Raw genomic sequence first — 16,474 nt, forward strand, 5'->3', positions numbered from 1 at the left:
CCAATGCTAAACTTGGAATTTGGAATTTAATTTTTGGGATTTAACCCAATTCTATACAACATGAAAAACATCATTACCCAATTCTCCCGATTATTTGTCGGTGTCCTATTTATTATTTCCGGATTAATCAAACTAAACGATCCAGTTGGTTTCTCTTACAAACTGGCTGAATATTTCAGTGAACCCGTTTTCAATATGCCATTTTTAGAGCCTTTAGCTTTAGGATTAGCTATCTTTTTGGTAATTCTAGAAGTTGTACTAGGCGTAATGCTTTTAGTAGGTTACAAATCAAAATTAACGATTTGGGCTTTATTGCTTTTAATTGTTTTCTTTACCTTCCTTACCTTCTACTCTGCCTATTTTGATGTGGTAAAAGATTGTGGCTGTTTTGGAGATGCCTTACACCTAACACCTTGGCAGTCTTTCACAAAAGATGTGGTTTTACTTTTCTTCATTCTGATTTTATTCATCAATAAAAAATTAGTGAAACCATTATTTTCAAAAATGGTTACGAATATCGTCGTATTAATCAGCATTATTCTATGTGTTTTTATGGCGGTTTGGGTTTTAAATCACAATCCGATAAAAGATTTCCGTCCATATAAAGTGGGAACAAATATTGAAAAAGGAATGGAAATTCCAGAAGGCGCTCCAAAATCGGTTGTAGAAATGATTTTCATCTACAAAGTAAATGGCGTGGATAAAGAATTTACAGAAAAAGATTTAATGAATATTCCAGAAGGCGCGACATTTGTAGACAGAAAAGACAAAGTGATTTCTGAAGGTTATGTTCCGCCAATTCACGATTTCACCATGACAAAAGATGATTCTGACTACAAAGAAGAATTATTAAAAGAACCAAAATTATTGATTTTCGTTACTTACGATTTGAATTTATCAAATCCTGACGGAATGAAAAAATTAGCAAAAGTAAGCGCTGATGCAAAAGCAAAAGGCTATAAAGTAATTGGAATGACCGCTTCTGGAGCTGATGAAATTGCAAAAGCCAAAAAACAATATAATTTAGATACTGAATTTTATTTCTGTGATGGAACAGCTTTAAAAACTGTTGAAAGAGCAAATCCAAGTATTGTAGTTGTACATCATGGAACTATCGGTCAAAAAGTACATTATAATGATGTTGATGATTTAAAACTTTAAGAAGTTTAAAATACCAGATATTTTTACAGAACGCCAATATTCTTTTTTTAGATTTATTGGCGTTTTTTTGAATAAACAATATACCAAGTAATAAATATGAGTTCAAAATTTAAAAATGAATTAACTGCCACGTTTTCTAAAAATACTTACCTTTTTACATTTCTATTCTTTTTAATTCTTTACACAATCTGTGATTTTAAATTTTACGAAACTGAAGGTGTTCATTTGATTCCTCTTCATATTCTTGCATTAATAGCAGGTGTTATTTTTGAAAGTAAAAAAATTACAAAAACATGGACAACAGCTTTTTTAATAGGAATCATTTCTTTTGTTCTCACTTTTTCTTTAGGTCTCTTTTTATATTATATCTCGCCTAATGCAAAATTTGATTTAATGCTTATTTTAAATGTAAGTATTTTAGCTTGGCCAATTGCTTTCTTCATTATATATGTTATTTATTCACGAATATTTAATAAGAAAAGAATTGCTCCTCAATTGACGGAAGGTACAACTTTGATACTTTCTATATCTATGATTTATTGGGTTATAGATAATGGCTTGGCAAGATTTGATAATATCATCTTAAGAATATTTCTTATTATCGTAATTTCACTTTCCTTATTTTCTCTTTTTAATGCTTTTACTAAAATTTATCTGTCTGATACAATAAAACTAATCCTAAGCATCTGGAGTTCGATAATTATGATGTTTTTTGCAATCGATAATTTACATGGGATTTTTTATAATGGAAATATCGTAAGTACTAATGAATTGGTACAAGGAACTTATATTGCCATTCAATATTTCCTTTTAGGCGTTTCAAGCATTTACATGATTCAGAATTTCATGATGCTTATTGGTTTTCTGCCAAGTTGGAAAATGTTCTTCTTTGTAAAATATTCTAATAAAGTAAGTGAACTCAAAAATGAACACATTGATAGATATTCAGATACACAAGTAAGCAAATCAGATTCTAAGTTCTGTATTCTTTTTGTTGGTACTATTTTCTTTTTTAATTATTATTTCGAAATTGTTCCAAGACAATTTATAATTTGGCTAACTTTTATAACATTCCCATTTTTTTTAATGACATACAATCATTTTGTAAAAAAGAAATGACAAACAAAGATGTCATCAATGATTAAAATTTATTGAGTTTTTTTTTCAAATCTGACGTTTTTTTACCCTCAAATTTATTCTTAAAATCAAAAAATCAGTCTTTTTTTTCTGTTTCGAAAATTAAAGATTAAAAAATTGCTTAAAGATCTCCTCTACTATTACGATTTCATTCTCGTTTTTCTAACCAAAATTTAACTTATTGTTACAAAACAAACGAGTCTTCAAATTTTGTTAATCTCCATTTGGCTTTCAATTTGTTTGTTTAACTTTGTGAATTCAGTACTTAATTTTAAAATAATTTATTTTACATATGAAACAAATTGCTTTAGTAGTAATTGCATTTATTACCTTTTCTTGCACTCAAGCTCAAAAAACAGCTTTCTCAAAAGAAGCTCTAGCTGAAAAATTATTAGGAACAGACGACAGTCAAACTACATTTAAAAACATCTTAAAAAAATACAAAGGCAAAACTTTAGTTATCGAAGTTTGGGCTTCATGGTGTGGTGACTGCGTAAAAGCAATGCCGAAATTAAAAGAATTACAAGCCAACAATCCAGATGTATCTTACTTATTCATTTCGGCTGATAAAACGGCTGATAAATGGAAAGCTGGAATCGAAAAACACGAATTAAACAAAGGTGATCATTACATGATGAATGACGGAATGAAAGGCCTTTTCGGAAAAGCGATAGATTTAGACTGGATTCCAAGATACATTGTTGTGGACAAAACGGGAAAAATTGTGCTTTACCGCGCTATCGAAACCGATTTTGCTAAAATCGATGAAACTTTAAAATCTTTGAAATAATTTTTCAATAACAATATCAATGTCAAAATTGAATTTTGACACCCTTCAAAAACAAAAAATTAAAAAATAATAAAAACTACCAAAATGAGAAAATCAATTGTTGCAGGAAACTGGAAAATGCATAAAAATGCGGCACAGACTGAAGAATTATTAAACGAGTTAATTGCTAAAATTCCAGCAAAAACGAATGCACAAGTTATTGTGGCTCCAACATTTGTAAATTTACAAGCAGCGGCTACAAAATTAAAAAATACAACTATTGGAGTTTCTGCTCAAAACGTTCACCAAGCTGAAGGTGGTGCTTTTACAGGAGAAATTTCTGCTGATATGTTAACTAGCATTGGGGTTAACACAGTAATTTTAGGTCACTCTGAGCGTAGAGCTATTTTCCACGAAAGTGATGCTTTAATCGCAAACAAAGTTGATACAGCTTTAAAACATGACATGACAGTTATTTTCTGTTTCGGAGAAGAATTAAAAGACCGTCAATCTGATAATCATTTCAATATCGTAGAAAACCAATTGCGTGACGGAGTTTTCCACATCGCAAAAGAATCTTGGTCTAAAGTTGTTTTAGCTTATGAGCCAGTTTGGGCTATCGGAACTGGAGAAACTGCTTCACCAGAACAAGCACAAGAAATGCACGAATTCATTAGAGAAACGATCCGTAAAGCTTTTGGAGCCGAAATCGCTGATGAAGTTTCTATTTTATACGGTGGTTCTGTAAAACCAGAAAACGCAAAAGAAATCTTCTCTAAACCAGACGTAGATGGTGGTTTAATTGGAGGTGCTGCTTTAAAAGCTGATGATTTCTTAGCTATCGTAACGGCTATCTAAATTTTAGATTTTAGATTTTAGATTTTAGATTTTAGATTTTAGATTTTAGATTTTAGATTTTAGATTTTAGATTTTAGATTTTACAAAAAACCATTCGCATAGCGAATGGTTTTTTCGTTTTGGAATTTGGATTTTTTTAATTGGAATTTGATCTTAATTTGGATTTTTTAAATTGAAGTTTATAATTTAAGAATTACCTTTGCAAAAATTTTTATTTATGTCAAACATCTATTTAGGATATCATTTTACAATTGAGCCAAAAGAATTAGGTTCTGAAATTTTAGTGGCAGAATTGGGAGAAAAAGCGTTTGAAAGTTTTACCGAAACAGAAAACGGAATTTCGGCTTTTGTGAAAAAAGATTTATGGGACGAGAATATTCTGGATGATATTTATATTCTACAATCTGAAGAGTTTAAAATTGAATATACAATTGAAGAAATCGATCAGGTTAACTGGAATGAGGAATGGGAAAAAAACTTCGAGCCAATTGATGTTGACGGTAAATGCCATGTTCGTGCTCCTTTTCATGAAAAAACTGATGCAGAATTTGACATTGTAATCGAACCAAAAATGAGTTTTGGAACGGGCCATCACGAAACGACTCATATGATGATTCAGCATTTATTAGAAATGGATGTGAAAGGTCTTAAAACTCTTGATATGGGTTGCGGAACTGCCATTTTAGCTATTTTAGCTGAAATGAAAGGCGCAGAACCAATTGACGCAATTGATATTGATAATTGGTGTTATTTAAATTCGATAGAAAATGCGGAGCGCAATAACTGCAAACATATTAGCGTTTATGAGGGCGATGCGGCTTTATTGGCTGGTAAAAAATACGATTTGATTATCGCCAATATCAACAGAAATATTTTGTTGAATGATATGCAGGCTTATGTTGATGCTTTGAACCCAAAAGGAATTATTCTTTTTAGTGGTTTCTACGAAGAAGACATTCCGTTTATAGATGCTTCTTGTGTTGAAAAAGGGTTAACGTATGTTAAAAAGCTACAAAGAAACAACTGGGTATCACTAAAATACGTAAATTAGATTTAGTAATTACAAAGTACATAAACTAAATAAGATGAGTACTAAAGAAAAAGTAAGAGAAAAAGTCCGTGAGAAAGAAGCGGTTGTTTTTAATAACGAAATTATAATGTATAACGATGATGTAAATACATTTGATCATGTTATTGATACTTTGATGCGCGTTTGCGACCATACGGCAGAACAAGCAGAGCAATGCTCTTTAATTGTACATTACAACGGGAAATGCACTGTAAAGACTGGTCCGATAGAAAAACTAAAACCTCAATGTACGCAACTTTTAGAAGCTGGTCTTAGCGCTGAAATTGTTTAATTGCAAATAATTTAAAAAGCATTCTATTTTATTCTATATTTGAATGAAATAGAATGCTTTTTTTATGGAGGAATATGGAAAAATATTAATTATTGCAATGCCTATTTTTTTGACTCTCATTATCATCGAAAAAATATACGGCATTTACACCAAAAATGATACGGCTCCTCTAATTGACAGCGTATCAAGCATTAGTTCTGGAATTACAAATTCTGTCAAAGATGTTTTAGGATTAAGCGTTACATTTCTTTCTTATGAATGGCTGGTTTCAAAAATTGCTTTACAGCATTTAGAAGCCAATGTTCTCTCCTATTTTATTGCTTTTTTTGTCATTGATTTTTATGGCTATTGGAGTCATAGATTGGCACATCAAATCAATTTTCTTTGGAACAAACATGCGATTCATCATAGTAGTGAAGAGTTTAATTTGGCTTGTGCACTTCGCCAGCCTATTGCTAGTTTGGTTAATCTATTTACTTTTTTATTAATTCCTGCGGCATTACTCGGAGTTCCAGCTTCTGTAATTGCTATTACGCTTCCTATTCATTTATTTCTTCAGTTTTGGTATCATACCAAACACATTAAAAAAATGGGTTTTGTAGAACATATTTTGGTTACTCCTTCGCATCATCGTGTGCATCATGCCATAAATCCAGAATATTTAGACAAAAATCATTCACAGATTTTTATTTTTTGGGATAAACTTTTCGGCACTTTCCAAGAAGAATTAGATGATGTTCCGCCTGTATTCGGAATCACGAGACCAGCCAATACTTGGAATCCGATAAAAATAAACTTTCAGCATTTAAGTTTATTAATTTCTGATGCATGGCGTGCTCCAAAATGGAAAGACAAATTCACGATTTGGTTTAAACCAACTGGTTGGCGTCCAGAAAATTTTGAAGAAAAATATCCGGTAAACAAAATTGAAAATGTTTTCAATTTTGAAAAGTATGGAACTCAAAATTCACAAAGATTAATTTACTGGTCGGTAGCTCAGGTTTTAATTACGCTACTTTTTGTAAGCTATTTATTTGATAATATTGCTAAAATTGGTCTTCCAAATATATTTGTTTACGGATTTTTCATTTTCCTAACCATCTACAGTTATAGTGAATTAATGGACAAAAGTAAATTTGCTCTATTTTGGGAAATGGCACGATTCGGATTTGTAATTTGCATTATCAGCTACTATGGCGATTGGTTCGGATTAAATCGTGTAATTCCAATTAGTAATTATATTATTTTTGCCTATCTGATCTTATCTTCTCTGGTAACAATTTATTTTGTAAATTTTGAATTTAAAATCAACCAAAACCAATATATAAATTCATAACCCCTATTATGAGAAATTCTTACTTTTTCAAGATTTATATTGCGTTCAGTATAGTCTATCTAATTATTCTTTTGTCAAGTTTAGACCGTTTTGATTTGTTTTTAAAACCAATTTTAATTCCCGTCATTGGATTTGGAGCTTATTTCTACAGAAAATTTCCAACACAAAACACCTTGCTTGCGGCGCTCTTTTTTTCATGGGTTGGAGATGTCATTTTGCTTTTTACCGATCTTGGCGAAATCTATTTTATACTCGGTCTTGTGGCCTTTTTAACAGCACATATTCTCTATTGCATTTTATTTAATAAACAGAATAGGATCAGGAAAAAACAAAATAAATCGTTGTTTATTATTGGAAGCATTCTGATTGCCTTGTATCTCATTGGAATGGTTTCTTTTCTAATGCCACATCTAGGAGATCTTGAAATTCCTGTCAGTGTTTATGCTTCGATAATATCGATTATGTTATTGTTTGCAGTTAATGGACTTTTAGTCTGGGAAAAACCAGGTAACTTTTTGGTTTTTCTTGGTGCCTTTTTCTTTGTTGTTTCTGATAGTATTTTAGCTGTAAATAAATTTTATGCTCCAATTCCAAAAAGCTCGTTTTTTATTATGCTAACTTATCTTCTGGCACAATATCTGATTGTTTTAGGTATTTTAAAACTAAATCCAAAGAAAATAAAGGAATAATTAGTTCCTTCAATAACAACCAAACCTCATGAAAAAAATTGCCTTTTTTATTGTCTTATTAATTTCAGTAACTTCTTGTGTAAGTACAAAATCAACGTTAAAAAATGTAGACGATAATGCTCCAGATTTGGTTCTGAAAAAAGATAATACTTTTGTCATTAATCAATTTGCAAAGGATAAAAAATACGGTTACGATCCTGATTATCCCGTGAATATATTTTTCCAAAACACCAACAATGAATCTTTAAACGAATCTCGTTTTCTTAACGCTTTGGCCGGACCAAGTGGCGAAAAAATAACGTACACAAAATTAGAAACCTGTTGTCCGTTTCCGACAAAAAGAAGCAATATGGGCGCTGGATTCTTGAATGTTTACGAATTGAAATGGGAAGGCCAAAAAAAACCAATTAAACTGTATTTGAATGTTTATGAAAAAGGAATTTTAATGGTTCCGATGGGACTGAGATTGAAACAAAATTAAATACTTTTTAATAGAATGATATTTGTTCAGATAAAGAATGCTCTAATAAAGTATTTTAAAACTTGGTGGTTACCAATAGCTTTCTATGTAATTCCTATTGGATTGTATATGTTGGGCAGCATCTTAAAAAGAGATTTTTTAATAGATGCCTTTTTATTTACCATTTATTTAAATATTGCTGGAAATATTATCTCATCAATTGTACAGATTGTAATTGGAAAATGGTATTTTTTATTTCCACAGCTTATAATTTCATTTTTTTTATTTCTTTGGTTAGGACTTTTTTTCCTTTTTTCTCCTCCTGATTTTTATGGAGCTCATAAAGTTATACCAAATGATATCGAAATCTCAAAACCTTTAGACTCAATTCCTGAAGATAAAGAATTTGAGAAAAATAATTTGGTTTTATCTTGTTTGAGTCAACCTGGAATTTATAATTTCTATATAAATGCAAAACCGAAAGAACTAGGGCATTTCTACATCAAAGCATTTGAAATTACGAGTAACGACAGATTATCTGAAGATAGAATAAAAAATAGATCTGATATAAAAGTTGAAAATTTAGAGCCTAAGCTTTATTCTGGCGAATTTACTATTTACGAAGGCTCTTGGGGAGATAAATACGCCGCAAGAATTGAATTATGGTTTATTCCTCAAAACAAAAAAGAATATAAAATTGCCGAAAGAAATTATATCGTTGAAGGTTGGATGCGATAACACGCTTTTAACAAACAATAATTAAATATCAATATGTTAACAATATTATATCCAATCTTATTATTTTCTCCATTAATTTTCCAGTTTACCTATGGAACAAAAGCTATTTACAAAAACACTTCAATGAGTTTTGGAAAGATTTCCTTAATTACTTTTGTTTCGCAAATAGTTATTTCTATTGCCTTATATTCACTTTCTCTCTATAATTTCTCTAAATATTTTGATGAACATCCAGATCAACTCAGATGCGGAACGCCTCTGGCTGGAATTTTAATTTCTATACTATTTTTAATTGCTCTTTTAACGGCTCTTATTCTTGTTCAATTCATTATCATTATCTGGAAGAAAAATAGAACGAAATCTAGTATAGCATGACGTTAAACAGAGAAGAATTAATTCATCCAATCTTTTATTTGTTATTTATATGCGCGCCAATATTTGGGCTCACATTTGATTTCCTCGAAAATTTATCTGAAAATCTTCTATTATTATTTCTAATCATAAATTTATTTCATCTAACTCATTCTGTAAAACTAAAAGGAAATGAAATAATTTCTGGAATTTACATGTTCCCTTTTGGGTTTATAAAAATAAAAAAAAGACTAAAACTTCAGGATGTTAAAGAATTAGTCCTTCATCAAAACGAAAAAAAATATCAAGAAATTAGAGCCGTTTCTTCTGACAATTTTATAATTATTAAAACTATAGCAAACAGAATTCCTGCCGAAGAAGAATTAGAGAAAATTAAAATAAAAATAAAATCTCAAAAGGAAATTATTCAATCTTTTAATTAACTTAAATTTTCTTAATTCCACTAAATTCTAGCCCTGATAGAAGCGGAAATCATTTTTCTCTTAAACTTATTTTTTCCTGGCTGGGCAGAGCGACCGAAGGAAGCTCCTGAACAGACATTGGAAAAAAAAGTTTAAGAGAAAAATATTGTAGCGAATAGCAGGAATAGCTTCATAAAATAATCTTAAATCTTAATCTGAAACTCATAAATCATAACTACCTTTGCACTGTCAAAAAATCATATTATGAACATACAACATATTCCTCAAATTAAGCATACTGACAGCGGGAATTTCTTTTTATTGGCGGGGCCTTGCGCTATCGAAGGAGAAGAAATGGCGCTAAGAATTGCTGAAAAATTAGTTGGTATTACCGACAATCTTCAGATTCCTTATGTATTTAAAGGATCTTTTAAAAAAGCAAACCGTTCTAGAATTGACAGTTTCTCTGGAATTGGTGACGAAAAAGCTTTAAAAATCTTAAGAAAAGTTTCAGAAACATTTCATGTTCCGACAGTTACAGATATTCACACCAATGAAGATGCTGATATGGCTGCTCAATATGTAGATGTTCTTCAAATTCCTGCTTTCTTAGTTCGTCAAACTGATCTTGTTGTTGCTGCCGCAAACACTGGAAAAGTGGTTAACTTGAAAAAGGGACAATTTATGAGCCCAGAAAGCATGAAACATGCTGTACAAAAAGTACTAGATTGTAATAACGAAAATGTAATGGTTACAGATCGTGGTACTATGTTTGGTTACCAAGACATGATTGTAGATTTTAGAGGAATTCCTACTATGCAGCAATATGCTTCTACAGTTTTGGATGTTACGCATTCTCTACAACAGCCAAATCAAACTGCTGGAGTTACAGGCGGAAGACCTGACATGATTGAAACAGTAGCAAAAGCTGGTATCGCAGTTGGAGTTGACGGAATCTTTATCGAAACTCACTTTGACCCTGCAAACGCAAAAAGTGATGGCGCTAATATGCTTCATTTAGATTATTTCGAAGGTTTAATGAACAAGTTAGTTGCTATCAGAAAAACAGTTAACGCATTTTAATTTATAATATTTAAGTTCTTTGAAAACAAAAATTTTATTTTTCTTACTGATTTGTGTTTCTTTAAACACATTTGCTCAGGAAGAAATTCCAGTACAAAAATACGCTGCGCATAATAAAGGAAAATTCTTTGTGATGTGGGGTGGAAACAGAGAAAGTTACTCAAAATCTGATGTCCGTTTTAGAGGTAATGATTACGACTTTACAGTTGAAAACATGAGAGCTCATGACAAACCAAAAGGTTGGCATGTAGATTATATTAATCCTGCTAATATGACAATTCCTCAAACGAATTTGAGATTGGGTTACTTTTTTAGCGATCATTATAGCGTAACAATTGGTGTTGACCACATGAAATATGTAATGTCACAGGATCAAATTGCAAATGTTACCGGAAACATCAATTTACCTGCAGATGATCCCGCGTCAATTTACAATGGCAATTACAACCATACTCCTGTAGATATGTCTCAAGGCGGAGCTAAAGAAGGTGGTTATGGTAATGGTGAAATAAACACAAGTGGTCCAGCTTTTTTAATGTATGAACATACTGATGGTTTGAACTACATTAATACTGAAATTGCCAGATTTGATGATATTTCTAAATGGTTTGGCTTACCAAATATTGATAAAGTTCAGATTAACTTAACCGAAGGATTAGGTGCTGGAGTTTTATATCCAAAAACCAATACTACTATTTTAGGAAAAGAGCGTCATGATGATTTTCATGTTTCTGGTTACGGAGTTTCTGCAAAAGCTGGTTTAAACATTACTTTTTTCAAACACTTCTATGTACAAGGAGAGTTAAAAGGTGGTTACATCAACATGCCAGATATTAAAACTACAATAAGCAATGAAGATAAAGCTTCTCAGCATTTTACTTATTTCCAAAGAATTATTGCTGTTGGAGGAATTTTTAGAATCTAATATTTGCAAAAAATATATTTAGAAAATAGCTGTCATTTTATTTGGCAGCTATTTTTTTTATTATTTACTTTGTATTTCAAAGTACTTTAATTTATACTTTATGAAAAAGAGAAAATTTCTATTTCCGCTAGTTACTTTTATCTTAAGTTTTGCTTGTGCATTATTTGTGGCTATCAAAGTTTTTCCTAATAATCCGTTTACTGGAGCCAAACAAGAAAAAGTTGCTGCAAATAAATTTAAGGACGGTGATCTTATTTTTCAGACTTCAGAATCACCGCAATGTGAAGCGGTTCGTATTGCTACTAATTCAAAGTTTTCTCATTGCGGAATTATTTACGACATAAACGGAAAATGGTTTGTTTTTGAAGCAGTTCAGCCTGTAAAACTAACTCCTATCGAAGATTGGATCAAACATGGAAGAGGCAGCAAATATGTCGTGAAAAGATTAAAAAACGAAAGCGCTTTAAATCCAGAGATTTTACAGAAAATGAAAACGTATAGTCAGCAATTTGATGGTAAAGAGTATGATGCCTATTTTGAGTGGACAGATAACAGAATCTACTGTTCTGAATTGATTTGGAAAATCTATAAAAACGTAGCTGGAATTGAGCTTTCTAAGCTTCGAGAATTGAAAGATTTTAATTTACAAGATCCAAGAGTTCAGAAAATACTAAAGGAACGTTATGGAAACGATATTCCATTAGAAGAAAAAGTCGTTGCACCTTCTGACCTTTCCGATTCTAATTTATTAAAAACAGTCGTAGACACTTATTAATATTTTAAAAGCTAGTCCTTTATTCATTCTAGCTTTTTTATTTGCTAATTAACTTTGAAATTCAAAGAGCTTTTAAAAAATATTTATATGAGAGATTATTTGATTGAAAAACTATACGAGTCTTCTAAAAAGCCGTATCAAAAATATTTTAAGACAAACCAACCTTGGAATATTGACAAATCACAATTACTGACTTATCCGACAGAAAGTCTTGGACTAGTTTTAGGAAATTTTCTTCACAAAAATAATTTTGATATTCAAGAAAAGCTGGAAGATCACGACATTATTCATATTCTCACTAATACAGGAGTTTCTGTTTATGAAGAAATCGGAATGCAGTATTATCTCTTCGGAAATGGTAAAAGAAGCTTGTATTTGTATATGGTCATTCTAACTGGAACGACCTTTTATCCGAAGAGAATAAACTATTTCATTCAACAATTTAAACGAGGTAAAAAAGCGCATTCCTTTCATTACTTAGATTTTTCTAAAATGCTTTTTCTACCAGTTCAAACACTTCAACAAACTTTTAATATTTAAAATCATGAAAACGATTCAGAAAAATTTTGAAGAAAAACAGTCAATCGAATTGGCGATTGGTACCTTTATAATCAGCACGATTTTATTTATGCTGTACATAATTTCAAATGAAAATTCTACTGTTTTGGTTATTGCCTGGCCTTTTGCACTTTTTTCTATAATTGTAAATGTGATAATGTTTTTCCATTTAATAGAAAAATTTATTTATTTACCATTTCAGCGAAAAAACATTGGCTTTAAAATAGTAATTCTACTATCAAATATTCCGATCACTTTTTTTTATTATTTGATTGTGATGAAATCTTGATTTAAAAATTTTAATCATAAAAAAAAAGCCACAAGTAAAAACTTATGGCTTTTCAGATTTTATTTTAAAACTTTAATTAGCTTTTTTAATCTCAATTCCGTTTTGGTCTAGTAAATACATTAATGTAGTCATTGTTGCTGCACCAAGTTCCAATTCTCTTTTATTGATAGCATCAAATTTATCGTTTGCTGCGTGGTGATAATCAAAATAACGTTGAGAATCTGGTTTTAGTCCCGCTTTAACAATAGCTTGCGAAGTTAAATGGCTGATATCTGAACCTGCATGACCAATTGTAAAACTGTGAACCAAATAAGGCTCAAAAAGGTCTTTATAAGCTTGAATTTTTTTCAAATTAACATCATCAGCTTCAATTGAAAATCCGCGTGGCGAGAATCCACCTGAATCACTTTCTAAAGCAAAAATGTGGTTTTCTTTGTTTTGTTTTGAAACTTCTTCATACTTGGCACCACCTTTTCCGCCGTTTTCTTCATTCATAAATAAAACAACACGGATAGTGTTTTTAGGTTTGTAGTTTAAGTTTTTCAAAATACGAATTACTTCCATACTCTGCACAACTCCTGCTCCATCGTCGTGAGAACCGTCTGCTAAATCCCAAGAATCTAAATGTCCTCCAACAACCATAATATTTTCTGGAGTTACAGTTCCTGTTAACTCTCCAATTACGTTATAAGACAAAGCATCTGGCAAAGTTTCGCAAGATTGTTTGAAATAGAATTTCAATGCTGGATTTCTTTTCAATGATTTGCTCAACAATTCGGCTCCATTTGTACTAATTGCAGCTGTCGGAATATACTGTTCTTTTGGCAGATCACCATAGCTTTGAGCTCCCGTATGAGGAAAATCATCTAAACGTAAATTCATCGAACGAACAATTGTTCCAACCGCTCCTAATTTTGCAGCTTCTTTTGCTCCAGCATATCTTTGATCAACGCAAGCTCCGTAAGAAGTAAAAGTTTCAATGTTTTCAGGGTTCATTGGTCTGTTGTAAAACACAATTTTTCCTTTTACTTTATCAGCTCCTAATTCTGCTAATTCTTTAATTCCTTGAACTTCGATAATTTCTGCTGTAAGACCAGTTTTTGGAGTTGCTACAGATCCTCCTAATGCACAAATCGGAACTACAGTTTTTTCTTTCCCATTTAAAATATAAGCCGTTTCTTTTTCTCCACGAACCCAATGCGGAACCATTACTTCCTGAAGATAAACTTTATCTAAGCCTAAAGATTCCAATTGTCTCTTTGTGTATTCTACCGCTTCTGCAGCCCCTTTTGAGCCAGATAAACGAGCTCCGATATCATTAGACAAATATTCTAACCAAGTGTAACATTTTGCTTCAGTTAAAGCTTTTTTATAAAATAATTTGATGTTTTTCTCATCATTTGACTGGGCAAAAGATGTCAATCCGTTTAAAACTAAAGCAGTTAAAAGAATCGTTTTTTTCATAGTTTTTCTAGTAATTTTGGAGTTTATAGTGCTTTCAGCACATTCACAAAGAAACAAAATTTCGGACAGTTCGAGAGCTTTTTCTTCAACCTTTTCTCAAAAAAAAGCTCCAATTACAAATTCGACAATTTGCAATCGGAGCTTTTAGATAATTATAAAATAAGATCTATTTTACTTCGATAATCTTATTTTTTTGGCCAATACCATTTTCATTAAAAGGCTCAATTGTGAAATAATATTTAGTTCCTTTATCTAGTCCTCTAAAATCATAACTATTATCAGAGTAAACCATGATGCTGTTATATAATTTGTCTGGATCAATTCCGTAATAAATATTATAACCAATAGCATCTGCTTGTTTTTTCCAAGAAATCATTGCGTTTCTAGAATCTGCTTTATTTCTGTCTACTTTAAATGAAGCAACCACTTTTGGTTTTGCTGCTAGTCCGTTTCCAAAAACTCTGAAATCTGAAATTGCAAATAAACCAGAAGCGTTGTGAATATTTTCCATTTTGATGTAACGTGCTTTAAATGATTTTGTAAGCTCTACATAATCGTGTGGAGCATCTTTGTCATTTTTAGATTTATCTACAACCAAAGTCCAATTAACAGCATCATCAGACATGAATATTTTATATTGATAATAAATATCCATTGCTTTATTATACTGTGTCGCTTTATGATCTGCATAATTAATTTGCAAAGCATTTATTTCCATCGGTCTTCCCAAATCCATTTGAAGCCATTCTCCGGGATTATTTGTTTTAGCCGACCAATATGTTTGGATATTTTCATCGGTTAAATTTTCTGGACCGTAGCAGAATTTCTCATATACTTTTTTTCCTCCATTGTCCATTCTGTGCGTTTCTACTTCCATACATTCCTCAGATGAAGAAACAGTTACAGGCTTTTTATAAGATAATAACATCCATCCTGCTGAGTTCCCTTTTGTCTGATCTCGCTGACTTGTTGGCAACACGATTGGAAAATCACCATAAGAAGTTATAGAATACATCACATCATCTTTATCGAATCCGGCAGGAAACATATCAATGCGACGTTCAAAACGGTCTTTAATTGAAATTTTACAAGTTCCAGTATTCCAGTAATTTCCATAATTATCTGCAAAAGTATTTCCGTGTCCTGCTCCAATTACAAATCCGCCTGGTTTATAAGACATCGGATTATGTTTCTGATACGTAAATGGCCCTAACGGATTATCACCTACGTGAACACCATTTGCATACCCTTTAAATTCGGTTGCAGGCGCTCCATATTGCATATAATATTTTCCATTGTGTTTTGTCATCCAAGCGCCTTCAATGAAATTCCCCCAAGGTGCAGGTTCCATATCATTATTTGGTCCAAAACGCTCCCACCCGTGAGCTGCAGGGTCTAAAATAGCCACTTCTTTAACTTGTCCATAAACTTTTTGAATATCTTCAACTTCTGTAGCCTTATACAATTCTGCATAGTCAGCTTGATTTCCTTTTGGAAGCCATGTATTATAATCTACTTCTACACCAACAAGAGGCAACTTTCCACTTGAACCGTAGTACATATATACTTTTTTGTCATCATCTTGAAAAATCGCTGGATCCCAAGTTGGAAGCATTGCTTTGTCTACGTGACGTGTCCATCTTCCTGATTTTGGATCGGCAGTTTTCCAGATTGGATGGTCTCTTTTCCAAGTTGAACCTACATAAAATAAAGTGTCATTTACAACCCACGCGGCAGGTGCACATTGATCGTCATCGCCTGGTTGTCTTTGGAAACTTCCGTAAACAAAATTCCAATCTGACATATCTTTACTCCAAAAGAAACCTGCCTGATTGGTAGCAAATAAATAATATTCTCCTTTGTAAGTAATAATAACGGGGTCTGCACTAGAACGACGAGAATACGGAATTCCGTTATGATTATAAGTTGTATAATTATACCCAATATTGATTGGGTTACAATAAGTTGTAGCGGGTTTATTAGGATCAAACCATTCTGTTTTACCTAATTTTTGTGCAGTAATATTGTTTGCAAAAATTAAAGCAAACAAAACAGCTGGCAGCTTAAGATTTTTAAATATATTTTTCATGGTTAGATT

At 31.6% G+C, this 16,474-nt stretch carries 19 protein-coding genes; 17 read left to right on the forward strand and 2 right to left on the reverse strand.

Annotated features, from left to right (window positions below):
- Positions 1–60 precede the first annotated feature (60 nt).
- The 17 genes from HNP35_RS14930 to HNP35_RS15010 all read left to right on the forward strand — a co-directional run bounded on the left by HNP35_RS14930 (position 61) and on the right by HNP35_RS15010 (position 12,912).
- Positions 61–1,161, forward strand: coding sequence for a BT_3928 family protein (locus HNP35_RS14930; RefSeq protein ID WP_184163612.1), 1,101 nt, complete (start codon positions 61–63; stop codon positions 1,159–1,161).
- Between the two features lie 96 nt (positions 1,162–1,257).
- Complete coding sequence (locus HNP35_RS14935; RefSeq protein WP_184163615.1) at positions 1,258–2,280, forward strand: hypothetical protein; 1,023 nt, start codon at positions 1,258–1,260, stop codon at positions 2,278–2,280.
- A gap of 310 nt (positions 2,281–2,590) precedes the next feature.
- A complete protein-coding gene (locus tag HNP35_RS14940) occupies positions 2,591–3,088 on the forward strand; it encodes a TlpA family protein disulfide reductase (protein WP_184163618.1) in 498 nt (165 codons plus the stop codon).
- Between the two features lie 84 nt (positions 3,089–3,172).
- Positions 3,173–3,925: a triose-phosphate isomerase gene (tpiA, locus tag HNP35_RS14945; protein WP_184163621.1), complete on the forward strand. Its 753-nt coding sequence runs from the start codon at positions 3,173–3,175 to the stop codon at positions 3,923–3,925.
- 217 nt (positions 3,926–4,142) lie between these two features.
- Positions 4,143–4,976: a 50S ribosomal protein L11 methyltransferase gene (gene prmA, locus HNP35_RS14950; RefSeq protein ID WP_008462980.1), complete on the forward strand. Its 834-nt coding sequence runs from the start codon at positions 4,143–4,145 to the stop codon at positions 4,974–4,976.
- 34 nt (positions 4,977–5,010) lie between these two features.
- Positions 5,011–5,286: an ATP-dependent Clp protease adaptor ClpS gene (locus HNP35_RS14955; RefSeq protein WP_184163624.1), complete on the forward strand. Its 276-nt coding sequence runs from the start codon at positions 5,011–5,013 to the stop codon at positions 5,284–5,286.
- 64 nt (positions 5,287–5,350) lie between these two features.
- Positions 5,351–6,622, forward strand: coding sequence for a sterol desaturase family protein (locus HNP35_RS14960; protein ID WP_184163628.1), 1,272 nt, complete (start codon positions 5,351–5,353; stop codon positions 6,620–6,622).
- An 8-nt stretch (positions 6,623–6,630) separates the two neighbouring features.
- Entirely contained in the window at positions 6,631–7,311 is a 681-nt protein-coding gene (locus HNP35_RS14965) for a lysoplasmalogenase (protein WP_184163631.1), read from the forward strand.
- 28 nt (positions 7,312–7,339) lie between these two features.
- Positions 7,340–7,792, forward strand: coding sequence for a 2-dehydro-3-deoxyphosphooctonate aldolase (locus tag HNP35_RS14970; RefSeq protein ID WP_184163633.1), 453 nt, complete (start codon positions 7,340–7,342; stop codon positions 7,790–7,792).
- A 15-nt stretch (positions 7,793–7,807) separates the two neighbouring features.
- On the forward strand, positions 7,808–8,509 hold the full coding sequence (locus HNP35_RS14975) for a hypothetical protein (protein ID WP_184163637.1): 702 nt from the start codon (positions 7,808–7,810) through the stop codon (positions 8,507–8,509).
- A gap of 33 nt (positions 8,510–8,542) precedes the next feature.
- Positions 8,543–8,884, forward strand: a complete 342-nt coding sequence (locus HNP35_RS14980; RefSeq protein ID WP_184163640.1) for a hypothetical protein — start codon at positions 8,543–8,545, stop codon at positions 8,882–8,884.
- The gene (locus HNP35_RS14985; protein ID WP_184163643.1) at positions 8,881–9,303 is read left to right on the forward strand and encodes a hypothetical protein; all 423 of its coding nucleotides are present in this window, start codon (positions 8,881–8,883) and stop codon (positions 9,301–9,303) included. The genes HNP35_RS14980 and HNP35_RS14985 overlap by 4 nt, the downstream gene beginning before the upstream one ends.
- A gap of 243 nt (positions 9,304–9,546) precedes the next feature.
- Positions 9,547–10,365 (forward strand): 3-deoxy-8-phosphooctulonate synthase, encoded by an 819-nt coding sequence (gene kdsA / locus HNP35_RS14990; RefSeq protein ID WP_184163646.1) that lies wholly within the window; start codon positions 9,547–9,549, stop codon positions 10,363–10,365.
- A 19-nt stretch (positions 10,366–10,384) separates the two neighbouring features.
- Positions 10,385–11,290, forward strand: coding sequence for a hypothetical protein (locus HNP35_RS14995; RefSeq protein ID WP_184163649.1), 906 nt, complete (start codon positions 10,385–10,387; stop codon positions 11,288–11,290).
- Positions 11,291–11,390: 100 nt separating this feature from the next.
- Positions 11,391–12,065, forward strand: coding sequence for a YiiX family permuted papain-like enzyme (locus HNP35_RS15000; RefSeq protein WP_184163652.1), 675 nt, complete (start codon positions 11,391–11,393; stop codon positions 12,063–12,065).
- An 87-nt stretch (positions 12,066–12,152) separates the two neighbouring features.
- Positions 12,153–12,605, forward strand: coding sequence for a hypothetical protein (locus tag HNP35_RS15005; protein ID WP_184163655.1), 453 nt, complete (start codon positions 12,153–12,155; stop codon positions 12,603–12,605).
- A 4-nt stretch (positions 12,606–12,609) separates the two neighbouring features.
- Positions 12,610–12,912: a hypothetical protein gene (locus tag HNP35_RS15010; protein ID WP_184163658.1), complete on the forward strand. Its 303-nt coding sequence runs from the start codon at positions 12,610–12,612 to the stop codon at positions 12,910–12,912.
- Between the two features lie 72 nt (positions 12,913–12,984).
- Here the strand turns inward: HNP35_RS15010 and HNP35_RS15015 are convergent, their stop codons facing one another.
- Together HNP35_RS15015 and HNP35_RS15020 are read right to left on the reverse strand one after the other, a co-directional pair.
- Positions 12,985–14,376, reverse strand: coding sequence for a M20/M25/M40 family metallo-hydrolase (locus HNP35_RS15015; protein WP_184163661.1), 1,392 nt, complete (start codon positions 14,374–14,376; stop codon positions 12,985–12,987).
- 166 nt (positions 14,377–14,542) lie between these two features.
- On the reverse strand, positions 14,543–16,465 hold the full coding sequence (locus tag HNP35_RS15020) for a discoidin domain-containing protein (RefSeq protein WP_184163664.1): 1,923 nt from the start codon (positions 16,463–16,465) through the stop codon (positions 14,543–14,545).
- Between the last annotated feature and the right edge of the window lie 9 nt (positions 16,466–16,474).

The sequence above is a fragment of the Flavobacterium notoginsengisoli genome (genome assembly GCF_014207905.1).
Lineage (GTDB): Bacteria > Bacteroidota > Bacteroidia > Flavobacteriales > Flavobacteriaceae > Flavobacterium > Flavobacterium notoginsengisoli_A.